This is a genomic window from Streptomyces sp. NPDC046379, from assembly GCF_055587785.1.
On record NZ_JBVJFP010000004.1, the window covers coordinates 300,512 to 313,731 of the forward strand.

Sequence of the window (13,220 nt, forward strand, 5' to 3'; positions counted from 1 at the left end):
GCGGTCCGCCGGGCCGCGTCAGCCGGGCCACACCCCGGTGGCCAGCAGCGTGTCGATCGCCGCCGCGTAGGGGGTGACGTCCAGGCCCTGCTCGGCCAGCCAGGCATCGGAGTAGTACTTGTCGAGGTAGCGGTCCCCCGGATCGCACAGCAGGGTGACCACACTGCCGTTGCGCCCCTCGGCCACCATCTCACTGACGATCTTCAGCGCGCTCCACAGCCCGGTGCCCGTGGAGCCGCCCGCCTTGCGGCCGATGGCCCGCTCCAGGGCGCGGACCGCGGCGACGCTCGCCGCGTCGGGCACCTTCATCATCCGGTCGACGGCGCCGGGCACGAAGCTGGGCTCCATGCGCGGCCGGCCGATGCCCTCGATGCGCGAGCCGCAGTCGCAGGTGACGTCCGGATCGCCGGTGGTCCAGCCCTCGAAGAAGCAGGAGTTCTCCGGGTCGGCGACGCAGACGCGGGTGTCGTGCTGCATGTAGTGGACGTAGCGCGCGACGGTCGCCGAGGTGCCGCCGGTGCCGGCCGTGGCGACGATCCACGCGGGCTCCGGGAACCGCTCCAACTCCAGCTGGCGGAAGATGGATTCGGCGATGTTGTTGTTTCCGCGCCAGTCCGTGGCCCGCTCAGCGTAGGTGAACTGGTCCATGTAGTGGCCGCCGGTCTCCGCCGCGAGGCGGGCGGACTCCTCGTACATGGTGCGCGGGTCGTCCACGAAGTGGCACCGGCCGCCGTGGAACTCGATCAGGCGGATCTTCTCGGCGCTCGTCGTGCGCGGCATCACGGCGACGAACGGCACGCCGATCAGCTTGGCGAAGTAGGCCTCGGAGACGGCCGTCGAACCGCTGGACGCCTCGATCACCGGGCGGTCGGGCCGGATCCAGCCATTGCACAGGGCGTAGAGGAACAGGGAGCGCGCGAGCCGGTGCTTGAGGCTGCCCGTGGGGTGGGTGGACTCGTCCTTGAGGTAGAGGTCGATGCCCCAGTGCTCCGGCAGCGGGAACCGGAGCAGGTGGGTGTCGGCGGAGCGGTTGGCGTCGGCCTGCACCTTGCGGACCGCCTCTTTGAGCCAGCCGCGGTGGGCGGGGTCGCTGCGGTCGACGTCGAGGGTGTCGAGGGCGGCTCCGGCGCCGGTCGGGTGCGGGGTGCGCGAACTCACGGCGGTGCTCCTTACGCTGGGGCGCCGACGGCGCGTCACGCGATCGGCACACCGATCATATGTGCCCGGCGCACGCCGCTCACCTGCATAAACGCTTCTTTGAGCGGCTCAAAGGGCGACTGGGGGTAGGACGGCCGAAAGCGGATCACACCCGGCGGGGGGCGCATTCGGCCGAGTGCTCCGGGTGACCGTGACCGGCGCGCCGGACCTCTGGCGTTCGCTCACCGTGGCGGGCAGACTGCACGGCGTCAGGGGGCACGGCCCGGAGGGAACGACGCGCGAGGGGGCAGGAGGGCATGGCGGAGCCGGAGTTCAGGGCCAGGGGGGTGCGCATAGGCAAGGGCCTGCGTTCCCTCACCCGGGCCGGGCAGGTGCGGATCAGCGGCGGCAGGCTGGAGTTGCTCACCAGCTACGGCAGCGAGATCGACAGCGCGCCGGTGCGGGCGGTGCGGGCCTCCAGGCCGTGGTTCGCGCCGCAGGACCGGGCGATGGCCGACCTCGACGGCAAGCGGTACCTGCTGACGCTGGGCGACCGGGACCCGGCGCCCGGCGAGCCGGGGCCGCCCGCGGCGCGCCGGTTCATCGAGGCGGTGCGCAGGGCTGCCGGGCGCGGTGACTGAGCGCCACGCGGGCCGCGTGCCCGGACGTCGTCCGCGAGTTGCGGCCCCGAACCCCTTGCGCCACTCTGGACACACGTCACTCTGGGTTTACCGGCGATAACGCTGCGAACCAGCCCGCCGGCCACGACAGCAGGCGGCCGTCTCCACGCAGGCTCCTGCTGGATCCGAACTCCGTGTTCTTCCGGACCTCACGTCGGGGAGTCGCAGCCGTGATCAGTCACCCAAGCAGGCACTGCACGGTGGAGCTCCAGGCCCTGCCGTCGCGGATCGGCCAGATCCGAAGAATCGTATCTGCGCAGTTGCGCTACTGGCACCTGGATCCACTGATAGACCGAGCGGCGCTCGGTGTGACGGAGTTGCTGACCAACGTCCACCGGCATGCCCAGCCCGACAAGACGTGCACCGTGGAGATCGAGCTGCTGCTCGACCGGCTCACGGTCTCGGTGCGCGACCGAGATCCCCGCCTCCCGGTCGTGGAGGACGCGGAACCCCTGGCCACCTGCGGGCGCGGGCTCGCGATGGTGGCCGAGATGAGCGAGAGCTGGGGCGTGCGGCCCGACGGCGACAGGGGCAAGGTCGTCTGGTTCACGCTCCCGACGAGCCCGCCGCCGGCGAGGACGCCCGTCCACCGGGTCCGCCGCACGGCCGCGGAGCCGGCGGTGCGCCGGCTCGTGGAGGCGGGTCCACCGGCGCCCGCCGCCCAGGACCGCAGCCCCGAGCACGCTCCCGCCCGGTCGGCCGTCGCCGGCTGACCGGGCGGTGAGGGGGCGGCGGTCATCCGCCGCCCTTGGACCCGAACCGCTCGTCCAGGACGGACAGCCGGCGCCCGTACTCCTCCTCGTCGATCTCCCCGGAGGCGAAGCGGCGGCCGAGCACCGCGAGCGGCGAGTCGCCCGACGGGCGCTGCTCCCCCATCGCCTGCCAGGGCCCGCGCGGTCCGCGCCACAGGGTGCGCCGCAGCACGACGACGGCCCCGACGACGACGGCCGCCCAGATCAGCGGGAGGAACAGGATCCACGGGCCGGGTCCGCCGTTGCCTTGTGCGAGGGTCTCCATCTCGAACCATCTCCCAGCGGCTGTTTCCGGTTGACGCTTCGAGACTCCCGCGCCGAGGGGGCCCGCATCGTCGTACGGCCGGCTGCTGTGCGGGTACCGCGCGGGGAGTACGGCGACCGGGGCCGCGTCAGACGGCGGACAGCGCGCCCAGCGGGTCGTCCAGGACCGGCTGCCAGGCCAGTTCGGCCGCGCCGACCAGGCTGTTGTGATCCAGCGTGCAGGGCAGGATGGGCACCCCGCCGCTGCGGCCCCACAGGCTGCGGTCGGCGACGACCGCGCGCAGCCGTTCCGGGTCGGCGTCCAGCAGGGTGCGGTGCAGTCCGCCGAGGATGATCCGGTCCGGGTTGAGGATGTTGACCAGGCCCGCGAGGCCCAGGCCCAGCCGGTCGATCAGCGCCTCGGCGGCGGCCCGGACGGCCGGGTCCGCGTACTCGTGGCGGATCAGGTCGTTGCACTGCTGCAGCAGGGACACCTCGGGGCCCGGGTCGCGGCCCGCGGTGGTGAGGAAGGCCAGCGGGTCGGCCTCGACGTCGAGGCAGCCGCGGCTGCCGCAGTGGCAGGGGCGGCCCTCGGAGTTGACGGTGAGGTGGCCCACCTCCAGGGCGAGGCCCGAACTGCCCGAGTGCAGCCGCCCGTCGAGGACCAGCGCGCCGCCGACGCCCCGGTGCCCGGTGGCCACGCACAGCAGGTCGCGGGCGCCGCGTCCCGCGCCGTGCCGGTGTTCGGCGAGCGCGGCGAGGTTGACATCGTTGGCGGCGAAGGCGGGCCCGTCGATGCCGGCGGCGCGCACGCACTCGGCGAAGATCTCCCGCACCGGCGCGCCCGGCGGCCACGCCAGGTGCAGCGGGTTCAGCGCCAGCCCCTCCGGTTCGGCGACCGCCGACGGCACCGCGAGCCCGGCCCCCACGCAGCGCCGCCCGGTCTCCCGCAGCAGCCGCGCGCCCGCCTCGACGACGGAGCCGAGCACCTTGGCCGGGTCGGCGTCGACGGTCTCGCAGCCGGGCGCGGTCGCCACGATCCGCCCGCCCAGGCCGACCAGCGCCGCGCGGAACCCGTCGGCGTGGATCTGCGCGGCGAGCGCGACGGGGCCGTCCTCGGCGAGTATCAGCCGGTGGGAGGGCCGGCCCTGGGAGCCGGCGGCCGCGCCGGGCCGGGCGTCCACCCGGATCAGACCGAGCGCCTCCAGTTCGGCGGCCACCGCGCCGGCCGTGGCACGGGTGACGCCGAGTTCGGCGGTGAGCACGGCGCGGGTCGGCGCGCGCCCGGTGTGCACGAGCTCCAACGCGGGCCCGAGCGCGCCGCGCCCCCGGTCCAGCCGCGTCCTCGAGGTGGTCCCTTCCCCCGCCGGCCGGGGGTCCGCCTTGCCGCTCATGAGGGCGAGTCTCCCATGATCCGCCGGTGTGCCGGGCGTCACGGCGGCGCGAGCACCCCCGGGCCCGGGGCCCGTTCGCCGGTCACCGGCCGCGGGCCGCTGCCGGACCGTGCCCGCCGGTGCGGCGGGCGTGTGCGCAGGGCGCCGCGAGGCGGACGGGAGGGCGAGCGGCAGGGCCTAACCTGGGCGGCACGATGAACGACCGTATGACGACGCCCTGGGGTGAGCTGGAGCTCGCCCGCTTCCCCGCCGACCCGCGCGACCGCCTGCGCGCCTGGGACGCCTCCGACGAGTATCTGCTCCGGCACCTGGCGGCCGGGAACGTCCCACTGTCCGGGGCCGTCGTGGTGCTCGGGGACCGCTGGGGCGCCCTGGTCACGGCGCTGGCGGCGCGCGCACCGCGGCCGGCCGGCGAGGCCGCGCTGACACAGATCACCGACTCCCACCTCGCGCAGGAGGCGACCCGCGCCAACCTCGCCCGCCACGGCGTCGCCCCCGGGACCGTGAGCCTGCTCACCACGCAGGACGCGCCGCCCGACCGCGTGGACGTGCTCCTGGTGCGCACGCCCAAGAGCCTGGCCCTGCTGGAGGACCAGCTGCTGCGGCTGGCGCCCGGCGTGCACGAGGGCACCGTCGTGGTCGGCGCCGGCATGGTGAAGGAGATCCACACCTCGACGCTGGACCTCTTCGAGAGCATCCTCGGCCCGACCCGCACCTCGCTCGCCGAGCGCAAGGCGCGGCTGATCCTCTGCACGCCGGACCCGGCGCTGCGGCGGCCCGCCAATCCGTGGCCGTACGCGTATGCCCTGCCGGAGGGCATCGGGCCGGCGTCCGGGCGGACGGTCGTCAACCACGCGGGCGTCTTCTGCGCGGACCGGCTGGACATCGGCACGCGGTTCTTCCTGGCCCACCTGCCCTACGGGGGCGGCGCCCGGCGGGTGGTGGACCTGGGCTGCGGCAACGGTGTCGTGGGGACGGCGATGGCGCTGGCCGACCCCGCGGCCGAGGTGCTGTTCGTCGACGAGTCGTTCCAGGCCGTGGCGTCTGCGGAGGCGACCTGCAAGGCCAACGGCGTGCCCGGGCACGCGGAGTTCCGGGTGGCGGACGGACTGGCCGGGGTGGCGCCGGGCAGCGTCGACCTGGTGCTGAACAACCCGCCGTTCCACTCCCACCAGGCGACGACGGACGCGACGGCGTGGCGGATGTTCACCGGTGCGCGGCGGGTGCTGCGGCCGGGGGGCGAACTGTGGGTGGTCGGCAACCGGCATCTCGGCTACCACGTCAAGCTGCGGCGGCTGTTCGGCAACTGCCGGCTGGTGGCGAGCGATCCGAAGTTCGTGGTGCTGAGGGCCGTCAAGCGGTAGCGGCGGCCGGCGCCCTGCCCCAGCTCGCCCTCGATCAACAGCCCGCACGCGTGCGCCCACTCGACGGCGGCCCTGGTCGCGTCGAGGTTCTCGGCGTACGGCAGCCGGGCCGCGTCGTACATCACCGAGCTGAACCCGGCGTCCGGGGCCTGCCGGAGCAGGGCGTCGCTGTGGACGTGGTCCAGGTGCAGGGCGACGGGCACGGCGGCCCGTTCGGCGGCGGCGACGGCGGCGCGGGCCAGCGGGAGGAGCCGGCCGTGGCGGAACGTGACGGTGTTCTCGCTGACCTGGAGCACGACGGGGGCGTTCTCCGACTCGGCTCCGGCGACGACGGCCTCGATGTGCTCCAGCGTGACGATGTTGAAGGCGGGGACCGCGCTGCGGGCCGCGGCGGCGCGGGCGACCAGGTCGGCGGTGGTGGTCAGGGGCATGGCTGCCTTCCGGGGGCGCGCGGGGACATGGGGTCGGTCCGGCCGGCTGAGGGTCAGGGCGCGAGGATCACCGAGCGGGTCAGATGGCGGGGGCGGTCCGGGTCCAGGCCGCGGGCCAGGGCGACGGCGACGGCCAGGCGCTGGGCGCGGACGAGTTCGGCGAGCGGATCGAGGGCGCTTTCCCGCCACAACGCACCGGTGGACGCGACCTGTTCGGCGAGTCCGACGGGGGCGGGGCCGAGCATCCAGGTGGCCGTGCCGGGCGCGGTGACGCTGATGGGGCCGTGCCGGTATTCCATCGCCGGGTAGGACTCGGTCCAGCACTGGGCGGCCTCGCGCATTTTCAGCGCCGCCTCGTGGGCCAGGCCCACGGTCCAGCCGGCGCCGAGGAAGGTGAACTGGGCGCGGTCCAGCAGCCGCTCGGGCAGTTCGGCGGTGAGGGCGGTGCGGGCGTCGACGACCGCGGCCTCGGTGTGCAGGCCGAGGTGGGCGCGGAGCAGGGTGAGGGCGGTGGTGGCGAACCGGGTCTGCACGACGGAGCGTTCGTCCGCGTGGCCGAGGACGACGGTGTGGTCGGCGCTGGTCGCGACGGCGGCACGGGGGGCGGCGGTGAGGGCGGTCGTCGGGGTGCCTCCGCGCAACCGGCCGAGCAGGTCGAGTACTTCCGTGGTGGTGCCGGAGCGGGTGATCGCGAGGACACGGTCGTAGCGGCGGCCGTACGGGAACTCCGAGGCGGGGAAGGCGTCCGTCTCCCCCTGTCCGGCCCCCTCGCGCAGGGCCGCGCCGCACTGGGCCATGAAGTACGAGGTGCCGCAGCCGACGATCGCGACCCGCTCCCCCGGCGCCGGCAACACCCCTCGGTGCCGGGGCGCCACCGCCGCGGCGCGTTCCCAGCACGCGGGCTGGCTGCGCAGCTCGTCCTCCACGTACGTCATGCAGGAACCCCTCCCCGACGACAGCGGTGACTGTTCCTGCAAGGTACTGCTCACTTTCGAGCAACTTCAAGCATCGCGCGGGAGGTGGTGTGCGCTAATCTCGCCAGGGTCGAGGAACGGCCGAGGGCCGAGTCAGGGCCTGGAACGAGGAACGGACCGGGTCGAGAAGCGGCCCGGACCGGGCAACGGCCGTGGTCGGTGAAACGCGGGGAGGCCGCGGATGTCGCGCGACACGCGCTGGAAGGCGCTGCTGGAACTGCTCGTCGAGCGTGGCCGGCTGGACGTGGAGGAGGCCGCGGCCGAGCTGTCGGTGTCGCCCGCGACGATCCGCCGGGACTTCGACCGGCTGGCCGAACAGCAGATGCTCGTGCGCACCCGGGGCGGCGCGCTGGTGCACGGGGTGTCGTACGAACTGCCGTTGCGCTACAAGACCGCCCGCCGCCCGTCCGAGAAGCAGCGGATCGCGAGGGCCGTCGCCGAACTCGTCGCGCCCGGTGAGGCGGTGGGACTGACCGGCGGCACCACGACCACGGAGGTGGCGCGCGCCCTGGCCGTGCGCGGCGACCTGTCCTCCGGCTCGCCCGCGCTCACCGTCGTCACCAACGCGCTGAACATCGCGAACGAGCTGGCGGTGCGACCCCAGTTCAAGATCGTGGTGACCGGCGGAGTGGCCCGGGCGCAGTCGTACGAGCTGGTCGGACCGCTCGCGGACGGGGTGCTGGGCCGGATCACCCTCGATGTGGCGGTGCTCGGCGTGGTGGCGTTCGACGCCGTGCACGGAGCGGCGGCGCACGACGAGGCGGAGGCCGCGATCAACCGGCTGCTGTGCGAGCGGGCGGGGCGGGTGGTGGTCGCCGCGGATTCCACCAAGCTGGGGCGGCGGGCGTTCGCCCGGATCTGCGCCGCCGAGGCGGTGGACACGCTGGTCACCGACACGGCGGCGGACGCGGACGCGGTGCGCGGCTTCGAGGAGGCGGGAATCCGGGTCCTGACGGTCTGATCGGTGCGGCCCGATCACCCCGTTCGGCGGTTGCCGTTTCCGTCCTCCCGAGCGCGCCCGCCGTCCTACGCTGGTGGCCGGGCTGGTCGGTGGGGACTGCGGGGAGGCGGGGATGGCCGGGTCGGTGCGGGGCGAGGGGTCCGGGGCCGGGATTCCGGCCGCGGTGACGCTCGCCTCGGTGCGGATCGGCGCGGGCGGGCCGCTGGGGTGCGTACGCGTCGAGGGCGGGCGGATCACGGCCGTGGTGACGGACGGTGCGCTGGTGTGCGCCGGGGCCGGGGAGCCCGTGGTCGATCTCGACGGGCGGACCGTGCTGCCGGGGCTGTGGGACGCGCATGTGCACGCCGCGCAGTGGGCGAGCGTGCAGCGCCGGCTCGATCTGTCCGGGCTGCCGTCGGCGCGAGCGGTCGCCGACGCGGTGCGGGAGCGGGCGGGCGGGCTGCCCGCGCGGGAGACGCTCGTCGGGTACGGCTTCCGGGACGGGCTGTGGCCCGACGCGCCGCACCGGTCGCTGCTGGACGCGGTGTGCCCGGACCGGCCGGTCGCGCTGGTCAGCGCCGATCTGCACGCGGCGTGGCTCAACTCGGCGGGCCTGGCGCTGGTCGGACGCGCGGGCCATCCGACCGGTGTGCTGCGCGAGGGCGAGTGCTTCGCGGCGGTCGCCGCGCTGCCCGAGGTTCCGGCGGACGTCCTCGACGGCTGGGTGCGCGAGGCGTGCCGGGCCGCCGCGGCGCGCGGGGTCACCGGCATCGTCGACTTCCACTACGCCGACAACGTCGCCGACTGGTCGCGGCGCGCGGCCGGCGCCCCGCTCGAAGTCCGCGTGGACGCGGCCGTCCACCCCGCGCACCTCGATGCGGCCGTCGGCCGCGGGCTGCGCTCGGGGGACGAACTGCCCGGTACCCACGGGCTGGTGCGGGTCGGCCCGCTGAAGCTGTTCACGGACGGGTCGCTCAACACCCGTACGGCGCTGTGCCACGACCCCTACCCCGGCATGGAGGGCACCGGGGAGGCGTACGGCATCGAGGAGACGCCGTACGAGGAACTGGTGCGGCTGATGCGGCGGGCCGCCGCCCACGGCATCGAGCCGGCCGTCCACGCCATCGGCGACCGGGCCAACGCCCTCGCGCTGGACGCCTTCGCGGCCGTCGGCTGCCGGGGCCGGATCGAGCACGCCCAGCTGCTGACGCCGGCGGATCCGCCGCGGTTCGCCGCGCTCGGGGTGACGGCCGGGGTGCAGCCGGCGCACGCCACCGACGACCGGGACGTGGCCGACCGGCACTGGGCGGACCGCACCGGCCGGGCCTTCGCGTACGCCGATCTGCTGGCGGCCGGGGCCCGGCTGGAGTTCGGCTCCGACGCCCCGGTGTCGCCGCTCGACCCCTGGCTGGGGATCGCCGCGGCGGTGCACCGCACCGACGACTCACGTCCCGCCTGGCACCCCGAACAGCGGATTCCGCTGCCGGCCGCCCTCACCGCCGCCGCGCGCGGCCGGGCGGGGCTCACCGTCGGTGACGCGGCCGACCTGGTCGTGGTGGACGCCGACCCCGCGGACGCCGGGCCGACCACGCTGCGGGCGATGCCGGTGCACGCCACGATGCTGGCCGGCCGCTGGACTCACGGCCCGTACTGAGCCGCCGCGGCCCCCGTCCGGGCCCGGCGCCGCTCCAGCAGGGACCGGTGGATCTCGCCGGCCCGGACGGCGGTCGTCGACAGCAGCGTGGACGTCAGCCCGTGCGTGTGCTCGGTGCCGCCCTGGAGGTAGATGCCGGCCGTGACGTCGGGGGCGGTCTCCACCAGGTGGTCGCGGGTCACCCGGATCGCGTCGCCGTCGTCCCGCAGGCACACCTTGGCCGCCTCGCCGAGCAGGGCGGCCGGGTCGCGGGGCCGGTACCCGGTGGCGTGGACGAGGACGTCGGCGTTCAGGATCCTCTCCTGACCCGTGGGCAGGTACTCCACCACGACGTCCAGGGAGCCGTCCGCACGGGCGCCGACGTCCCGGATGCGGGAGACGTTGAGGAAGCGCAGCCGCTGTCGGCCGGTGACCTTCTCCTGGTAGGCGGTGGCGTACAGGGCCTCGATCAACTCCATGTCGACCACGGAGTAGTTGGTGGACCGGTGGTAGTCGAACAGGGACTGCTTGACCTCGGAGGGCGCGCCGAAGTACACGTCCACCGCGTCCGGGTCGAAGATGCGGTTGGCGAACGGGCTGTCGTCGGCCGGGGTGTAGCCGTACTTGGCGAAGACCGCGCACACCTCCGCCTCGGGGAAGGCACGGTGCAGGAAGTCGACCGCCTCGGCGGCGCTCTGCCCCGCTCCGAGGACGACGGCCCGGCGCACCGGCGCTGCCCCGGCGGCGAGTTCGGTGGCGCGGGGAAGTAACTGGCTGGTGTGCCAGACGCGTTCGGAGAGTGTGGTGCCGGGCGGCACATGGGGTTCGAGGCCGACGGCGATGCTGAGGTCTCGGGCGCGGCGAGTGACCGTGCGGCCCCCCTCGCCGCCGTCGCGGCAGACCACGTCGAAGCAGGTGACGGTGCCGGTCTCGTCGCGCACCGGCTCGACGGCGAGGACGTCGTGGTCGTAGGAGACCAGGTGGCGGACGCGTCCGGCGGCCCACTCGAAGTATTCGTGGAACTCGACGCGCAGCGGGAAGAGGGTCTTCTGGTTCAGGAAGTCGATCAGCCTGCCACGCTCGCGCAGGAAGCACAGGAAGCTGTAGTCGCTGGCCGGGTCGCGCAGCGTCACCAGGTCCTTGAGGAACGACACCTGCATGGTGGCGTCGTCGAGGAGCATGCCCCGGTGCCAGCCGAACCGCGGCTGCCGTTCGAGGAACCGGGCCGCGATCCGCTGGTCCGGCGGCCGGCCGGCGTTGCTCTCCTCGATCGCTATGGCCAGTGCGAGGTTCGACGGCCCGAAGCCGATTCCGAGGACGTCGTGGGTGCTGTCCGGGTTCGATCCCTTGAGCGGTGACTTCACCGTGGCATCGCCTCCCTCAGGCAGCCACATGTTAGATAAGGTAAGCCTTACCTTGCAATGGAGCAGCCGGAGGGGAGAACCGTCATGCGCGTCGTCATGTTCGGGTACCAGACCTGGGGTCACCGCACGCTCCGCGCCCTGCTGGACTCCGACCACGAGGTGGTCCTCGTGGTCACGCACCCCAAGAGCGACCACGCCTACGAGAAGATCTGGGACGACTCGGTCGCCGAACTGGCCGAGAAGAACGACGTCCCCGTCCTGCTGCGCAACCGCCCCGACGACCCGGAACTGCTCGCCGCACTGCGCGAGGCCCGCCCGGACATCATCGTCGCCAACAACTGGCGCACCTGGCTGCCCCCCGAGGTCTTCGACCTCCCGCCGCACGGCACCCTCAACGTCCACGACTCGCTGCTGCCCGCCTACGCCGGCTTCTCCCCGATCATCTGGGCGCTCCTCAACGGCGAGGAGCGCGTCGGCGTGACCGCGCACCGCATGAACGGCGAACTGGACGCCGGGGACATCCTCGTGCAGCGCGCTGTGCCGGTCGGCCCGGCGGACACGGCGACGGACCTGTTCCACCGCACGGTCGACCTGATCGCGCCGATCGTGCACGAGTCCCTCGACCTGATCGCCTCGGGCCGGGACGCCGGCCGGTGGCTGCCCCAGGACCGCGGCCGGGCGAGCTTCTTCCACAAACGCTCCCGCGAGGACAGCCGCATCGACTGGCGCCGGCCGGCCGAGTGGCTGGAGCGCCTGGTGCGCGCCCAGTCCGACCCGTACCCCAACGCGTACACGTACCACCGCGGACAGCGCCTGCGGATCGTCTCCGCCGCGCTCTCGCAGGGGCGTTACGGCGGCACGCCCGGCCGCGTCTTCATCCGGGAGGGCGACGGGGTGGTCGTCGTGGCCGGGCCGGAGGCGCACACCGGCCGCCACCCCGGACTGCTCGTGCGCCGGGTGCGCACGGACGACGGAGGCGAGTACGCGGCCGGCGACTACTTCCGGACCATGGGCGGCTATCTCACGGACCGCCCGTAGCTCCGGGACGCCCGGGCCGGGGGCGACGGAACGGGCGCGGCCAACCGCCCTTGCATGCAATCGACTTGAGGGAACGTCACCTTCGGTGCGCGGTCGATGACTTTGACCGGAATGCATTGTGAGGCAAGCCTTACCTTGCTTTACTGGCGGCCGTACGCCTCCCCCCAAGCATCCGGCGAAAAGGGACGCACCATGCCGAGAAAGCTCCTGACCGCCCTTCTCTCCGTCACCCTGGCCGCCGGCCTCGTCGCCTGCGGCTCCGTCGAGGAGGACGAGGACGACGCCGGCACAGCGGCGGACGGACCGAGCGCCTCCTCGTCCGTCTTCCCCGTCACCGTCAAGCACAAGTTCGGCGCCACGAGGATCACCGAGGCCCCGGAGCGGGTGGTGGTGATCGGGGGCGGCGGCACCGACGACATCGACGCCCTGTACGCGCTCGGCATCACCCCGGTCGGCATCTCCAAGGATCCCTTCTCCAAGGACGGGATCTACCCCTGGCTCAAGGACAGGGTGGACACCGAGAGGACCACGTTGCTCGACACCGTGAACGGCGTCGACTTCGAGAAGGTCGCCGCGCTCCAGCCCGATCTGATCCTGGCCACCGCCGACTTCCAGCTCGACAAGGAGTACGAGAACCTCGCCTCGGTGGCCCCGACCATCGGCTATGAGACGACCTGGGGCGCGCAGTCCTGGCAGGAGCACGTGCGGGTGGTCGGCAAGGCCGTCGGCAAGCCGGACGAGGCCGAGAAGGTCGTCGCCGCCACCGAGGCCGCGATCGAGGACGTCAAGACCGCCCATCCGGGGCTGGACGGCAGGACGTACACCCTGTCCATCGGCAACACCCCGGCCAAGATCTACACGATCGCCTCCGAGGACGACTTCGCGGCCAAGCTGATGGGCGAGCTGGGCCTGCGGTTGACGCCGTCGATCACCGGCATCAAGACGGTGAGCGGTTCGCCCACGGGTGAGCTGTCGTTCGAGCAGCTCGACAAGCTGGACGGCGATCTCGTGGTCATCGCGTTCACGACGAAGGACCTCCAGCGGGCCTTCGAGTCGAGCGCGCTGGTCAAGAGCATGTCGGCGGTGAAGAAGGGCAACTACCTCGTCACCGACGTGGAGACGATCAGCCAGCTCCGCAGCCCCTCCGCGCTGGGCATTCCCTGGGCGCTGGACAACCTGGAGTCCGCATTCGCCGGGTTCGACCGCTGAACGCGACTTCTCCGGGTCGCTTCGGGTGTCGCTTCGAGGGCTGCGGGATGCTCCCGCAGCC

Annotated in this window: 12 protein-coding genes and 1 pseudogene; 7 read left to right on the forward strand and 6 right to left on the reverse strand. The window is 73.7% G+C overall.

Going from position 1 to position 13,220, the window contains the following annotated elements; genetic code table 11:
* Positions 1 to 18: 18 nt before the first annotated feature.
* Entirely contained in the window at positions 19 to 1,158 is a 1,140-nt protein-coding gene (gene cds1, locus ACZ6KF_RS10410; protein WP_356630203.1) for an L-cysteine desulfhydrase Cds1, read from the reverse strand.
* 296 nt (positions 1,159 to 1,454) lie between these two features.
* Between cds1 and ACZ6KF_RS10415 the strand changes: the two genes are divergently transcribed.
* Both ACZ6KF_RS10415 and ACZ6KF_RS10420 read left to right on the forward strand, forming a co-directional pair.
* Entirely contained in the window at positions 1,455 to 1,778 is a 324-nt protein-coding gene (locus ACZ6KF_RS10415; protein ID WP_469238061.1) for a hypothetical protein, read from the forward strand.
* 209 nt (positions 1,779 to 1,987) lie between these two features.
* The gene (locus tag ACZ6KF_RS10420; RefSeq protein WP_356630207.1) at positions 1,988 to 2,530 is read left to right on the forward strand and encodes an ATP-binding protein; all 543 of its coding nucleotides are present in this window, start codon (positions 1,988 to 1,990) and stop codon (positions 2,528 to 2,530) included.
* Positions 2,531 to 2,552: 22 nt separating this feature from the next.
* Here ACZ6KF_RS10420 and ACZ6KF_RS10425 read toward each other — a convergent pair whose 3' ends face one another.
* Together ACZ6KF_RS10425 and ACZ6KF_RS10430 are read right to left on the reverse strand one after the other, a co-directional pair.
* Entirely contained in the window at positions 2,553 to 2,834 is a 282-nt protein-coding gene (locus ACZ6KF_RS10425) for an SHOCT domain-containing protein (protein WP_356630209.1), read from the reverse strand.
* A gap of 127 nt (positions 2,835 to 2,961) precedes the next feature.
* The gene (locus ACZ6KF_RS10430) at positions 2,962 to 4,206 is read right to left on the reverse strand and encodes an ROK family protein (RefSeq protein ID WP_356630211.1); all 1,245 of its coding nucleotides are present in this window, start codon (positions 4,204 to 4,206) and stop codon (positions 2,962 to 2,964) included.
* Between the two features lie 206 nt (positions 4,207 to 4,412).
* Between ACZ6KF_RS10430 and ACZ6KF_RS10435 the strand changes: the two genes are divergently transcribed.
* On the forward strand, positions 4,413 to 5,570 hold the full coding sequence (locus tag ACZ6KF_RS10435; protein WP_469238149.1) for a methyltransferase: 1,158 nt from the start codon (positions 4,413 to 4,415) through the stop codon (positions 5,568 to 5,570).
* A gap of 2 nt (positions 5,571 to 5,572) precedes the next feature.
* On the opposite strand, the pseudogene ACZ6KF_RS10440 reads toward ACZ6KF_RS10435, so the two are convergent.
* Positions 5,573 to 6,001, reverse strand: a pseudogene (locus tag ACZ6KF_RS10440) (class II fructose-bisphosphate aldolase); the annotation flags it as partial.
* 53 nt (positions 6,002 to 6,054) lie between these two features.
* Positions 6,055 to 6,936, reverse strand: a complete 882-nt coding sequence (locus tag ACZ6KF_RS10445) for an SIS domain-containing protein (protein WP_469238063.1) — start codon at positions 6,934 to 6,936, stop codon at positions 6,055 to 6,057.
* Between the two features lie 220 nt (positions 6,937 to 7,156).
* Here ACZ6KF_RS10445 and ACZ6KF_RS10450 point away from each other — a divergent pair, with 220 nt between their 5' ends.
* Together ACZ6KF_RS10450 and ACZ6KF_RS10455 are read left to right on the forward strand one after the other, a co-directional pair.
* Complete coding sequence (locus ACZ6KF_RS10450) at positions 7,157 to 7,936, forward strand: DeoR/GlpR family DNA-binding transcription regulator (protein WP_469177916.1); 780 nt, start codon at positions 7,157 to 7,159, stop codon at positions 7,934 to 7,936.
* A 112-nt stretch (positions 7,937 to 8,048) separates the two neighbouring features.
* Complete coding sequence (locus ACZ6KF_RS10455; RefSeq protein WP_469238065.1) at positions 8,049 to 9,569, forward strand: amidohydrolase; 1,521 nt, start codon at positions 8,049 to 8,051, stop codon at positions 9,567 to 9,569.
* Here the strand turns inward: ACZ6KF_RS10455 and ACZ6KF_RS10460 are convergent.
* Positions 9,554 to 10,942 carry a lysine N(6)-hydroxylase/L-ornithine N(5)-oxygenase family protein gene (locus ACZ6KF_RS10460; RefSeq protein WP_469238067.1) on the reverse strand — a complete coding sequence of 463 codons (1,389 nt, stop codon included), beginning with the start codon at positions 10,940 to 10,942 and terminating at the stop codon, positions 9,554 to 9,556. The genes ACZ6KF_RS10455 and ACZ6KF_RS10460 overlap by 16 nt on opposite strands.
* Positions 10,943 to 10,996: 54 nt before the next feature.
* On the opposite strand from ACZ6KF_RS10460, the gene ACZ6KF_RS10465 reads away from it, so the two are divergent.
* Positions 10,997 to 11,950, forward strand: a complete 954-nt coding sequence (locus ACZ6KF_RS10465; protein WP_469238069.1) for a methionyl-tRNA formyltransferase — start codon at positions 10,997 to 10,999, stop codon at positions 11,948 to 11,950.
* Positions 11,951 to 12,142: 192 nt separating this feature from the next.
* Positions 12,143 to 13,159, forward strand: coding sequence for an iron-siderophore ABC transporter substrate-binding protein (locus ACZ6KF_RS10470; protein ID WP_469159403.1), 1,017 nt, complete (start codon positions 12,143 to 12,145; stop codon positions 13,157 to 13,159).
* The last annotated feature ends 61 nt before the right edge of the window (positions 13,160 to 13,220 follow it).

What these genes read in the sequence shown, in the direction of transcription:
- ACZ6KF_RS10415 (WP_469238061.1), top strand. Translation starts at nt 1,455, where the DNA reads ATGGCGGAGCCGGAGTTCAGGGCCAGGGGGGTGCGCATAGGCAAGGGC.
- ACZ6KF_RS10425 (WP_356630209.1), bottom strand. Translation starts at nt 2,834, where the DNA reads ATGGAGACCCTCGCACAAGGCAACGGCGGACCCGGCCCGTGGATCCTG.
- ACZ6KF_RS10430 (WP_356630211.1), bottom strand. Translation starts at nt 4,206, where the DNA reads ATGAGCGGCAAGGCGGACCCCCGGCCGGCGGGGGAAGGGACCACCTCG.
- ACZ6KF_RS10435 (WP_469238149.1), top strand. Translation starts at nt 4,413, where the DNA reads ATGACGACGCCCTGGGGTGAGCTGGAGCTCGCCCGCTTCCCCGCCGAC.
- ACZ6KF_RS10445 (WP_469238063.1), bottom strand. Translation starts at nt 6,936, where the DNA reads ATGACGTACGTGGAGGACGAGCTGCGCAGCCAGCCCGCGTGCTGGGAA.
- ACZ6KF_RS10450 (WP_469177916.1), top strand. Translation starts at nt 7,157, where the DNA reads ATGTCGCGCGACACGCGCTGGAAGGCGCTGCTGGAACTGCTCGTCGAG.
- ACZ6KF_RS10455 (WP_469238065.1), top strand. Translation starts at nt 8,049, where the DNA reads ATGGCCGGGTCGGTGCGGGGCGAGGGGTCCGGGGCCGGGATTCCGGCC.
- ACZ6KF_RS10460 (WP_469238067.1), bottom strand. Translation starts at nt 10,942, where the DNA reads ATGTGGCTGCCTGAGGGAGGCGATGCCACGGTGAAGTCACCGCTCAAG.
- ACZ6KF_RS10465 (WP_469238069.1), top strand. Translation starts at nt 10,997, where the DNA reads ATGCGCGTCGTCATGTTCGGGTACCAGACCTGGGGTCACCGCACGCTC.
- ACZ6KF_RS10470 (WP_469159403.1), top strand. Translation starts at nt 12,143, where the DNA reads ATGCCGAGAAAGCTCCTGACCGCCCTTCTCTCCGTCACCCTGGCCGCC.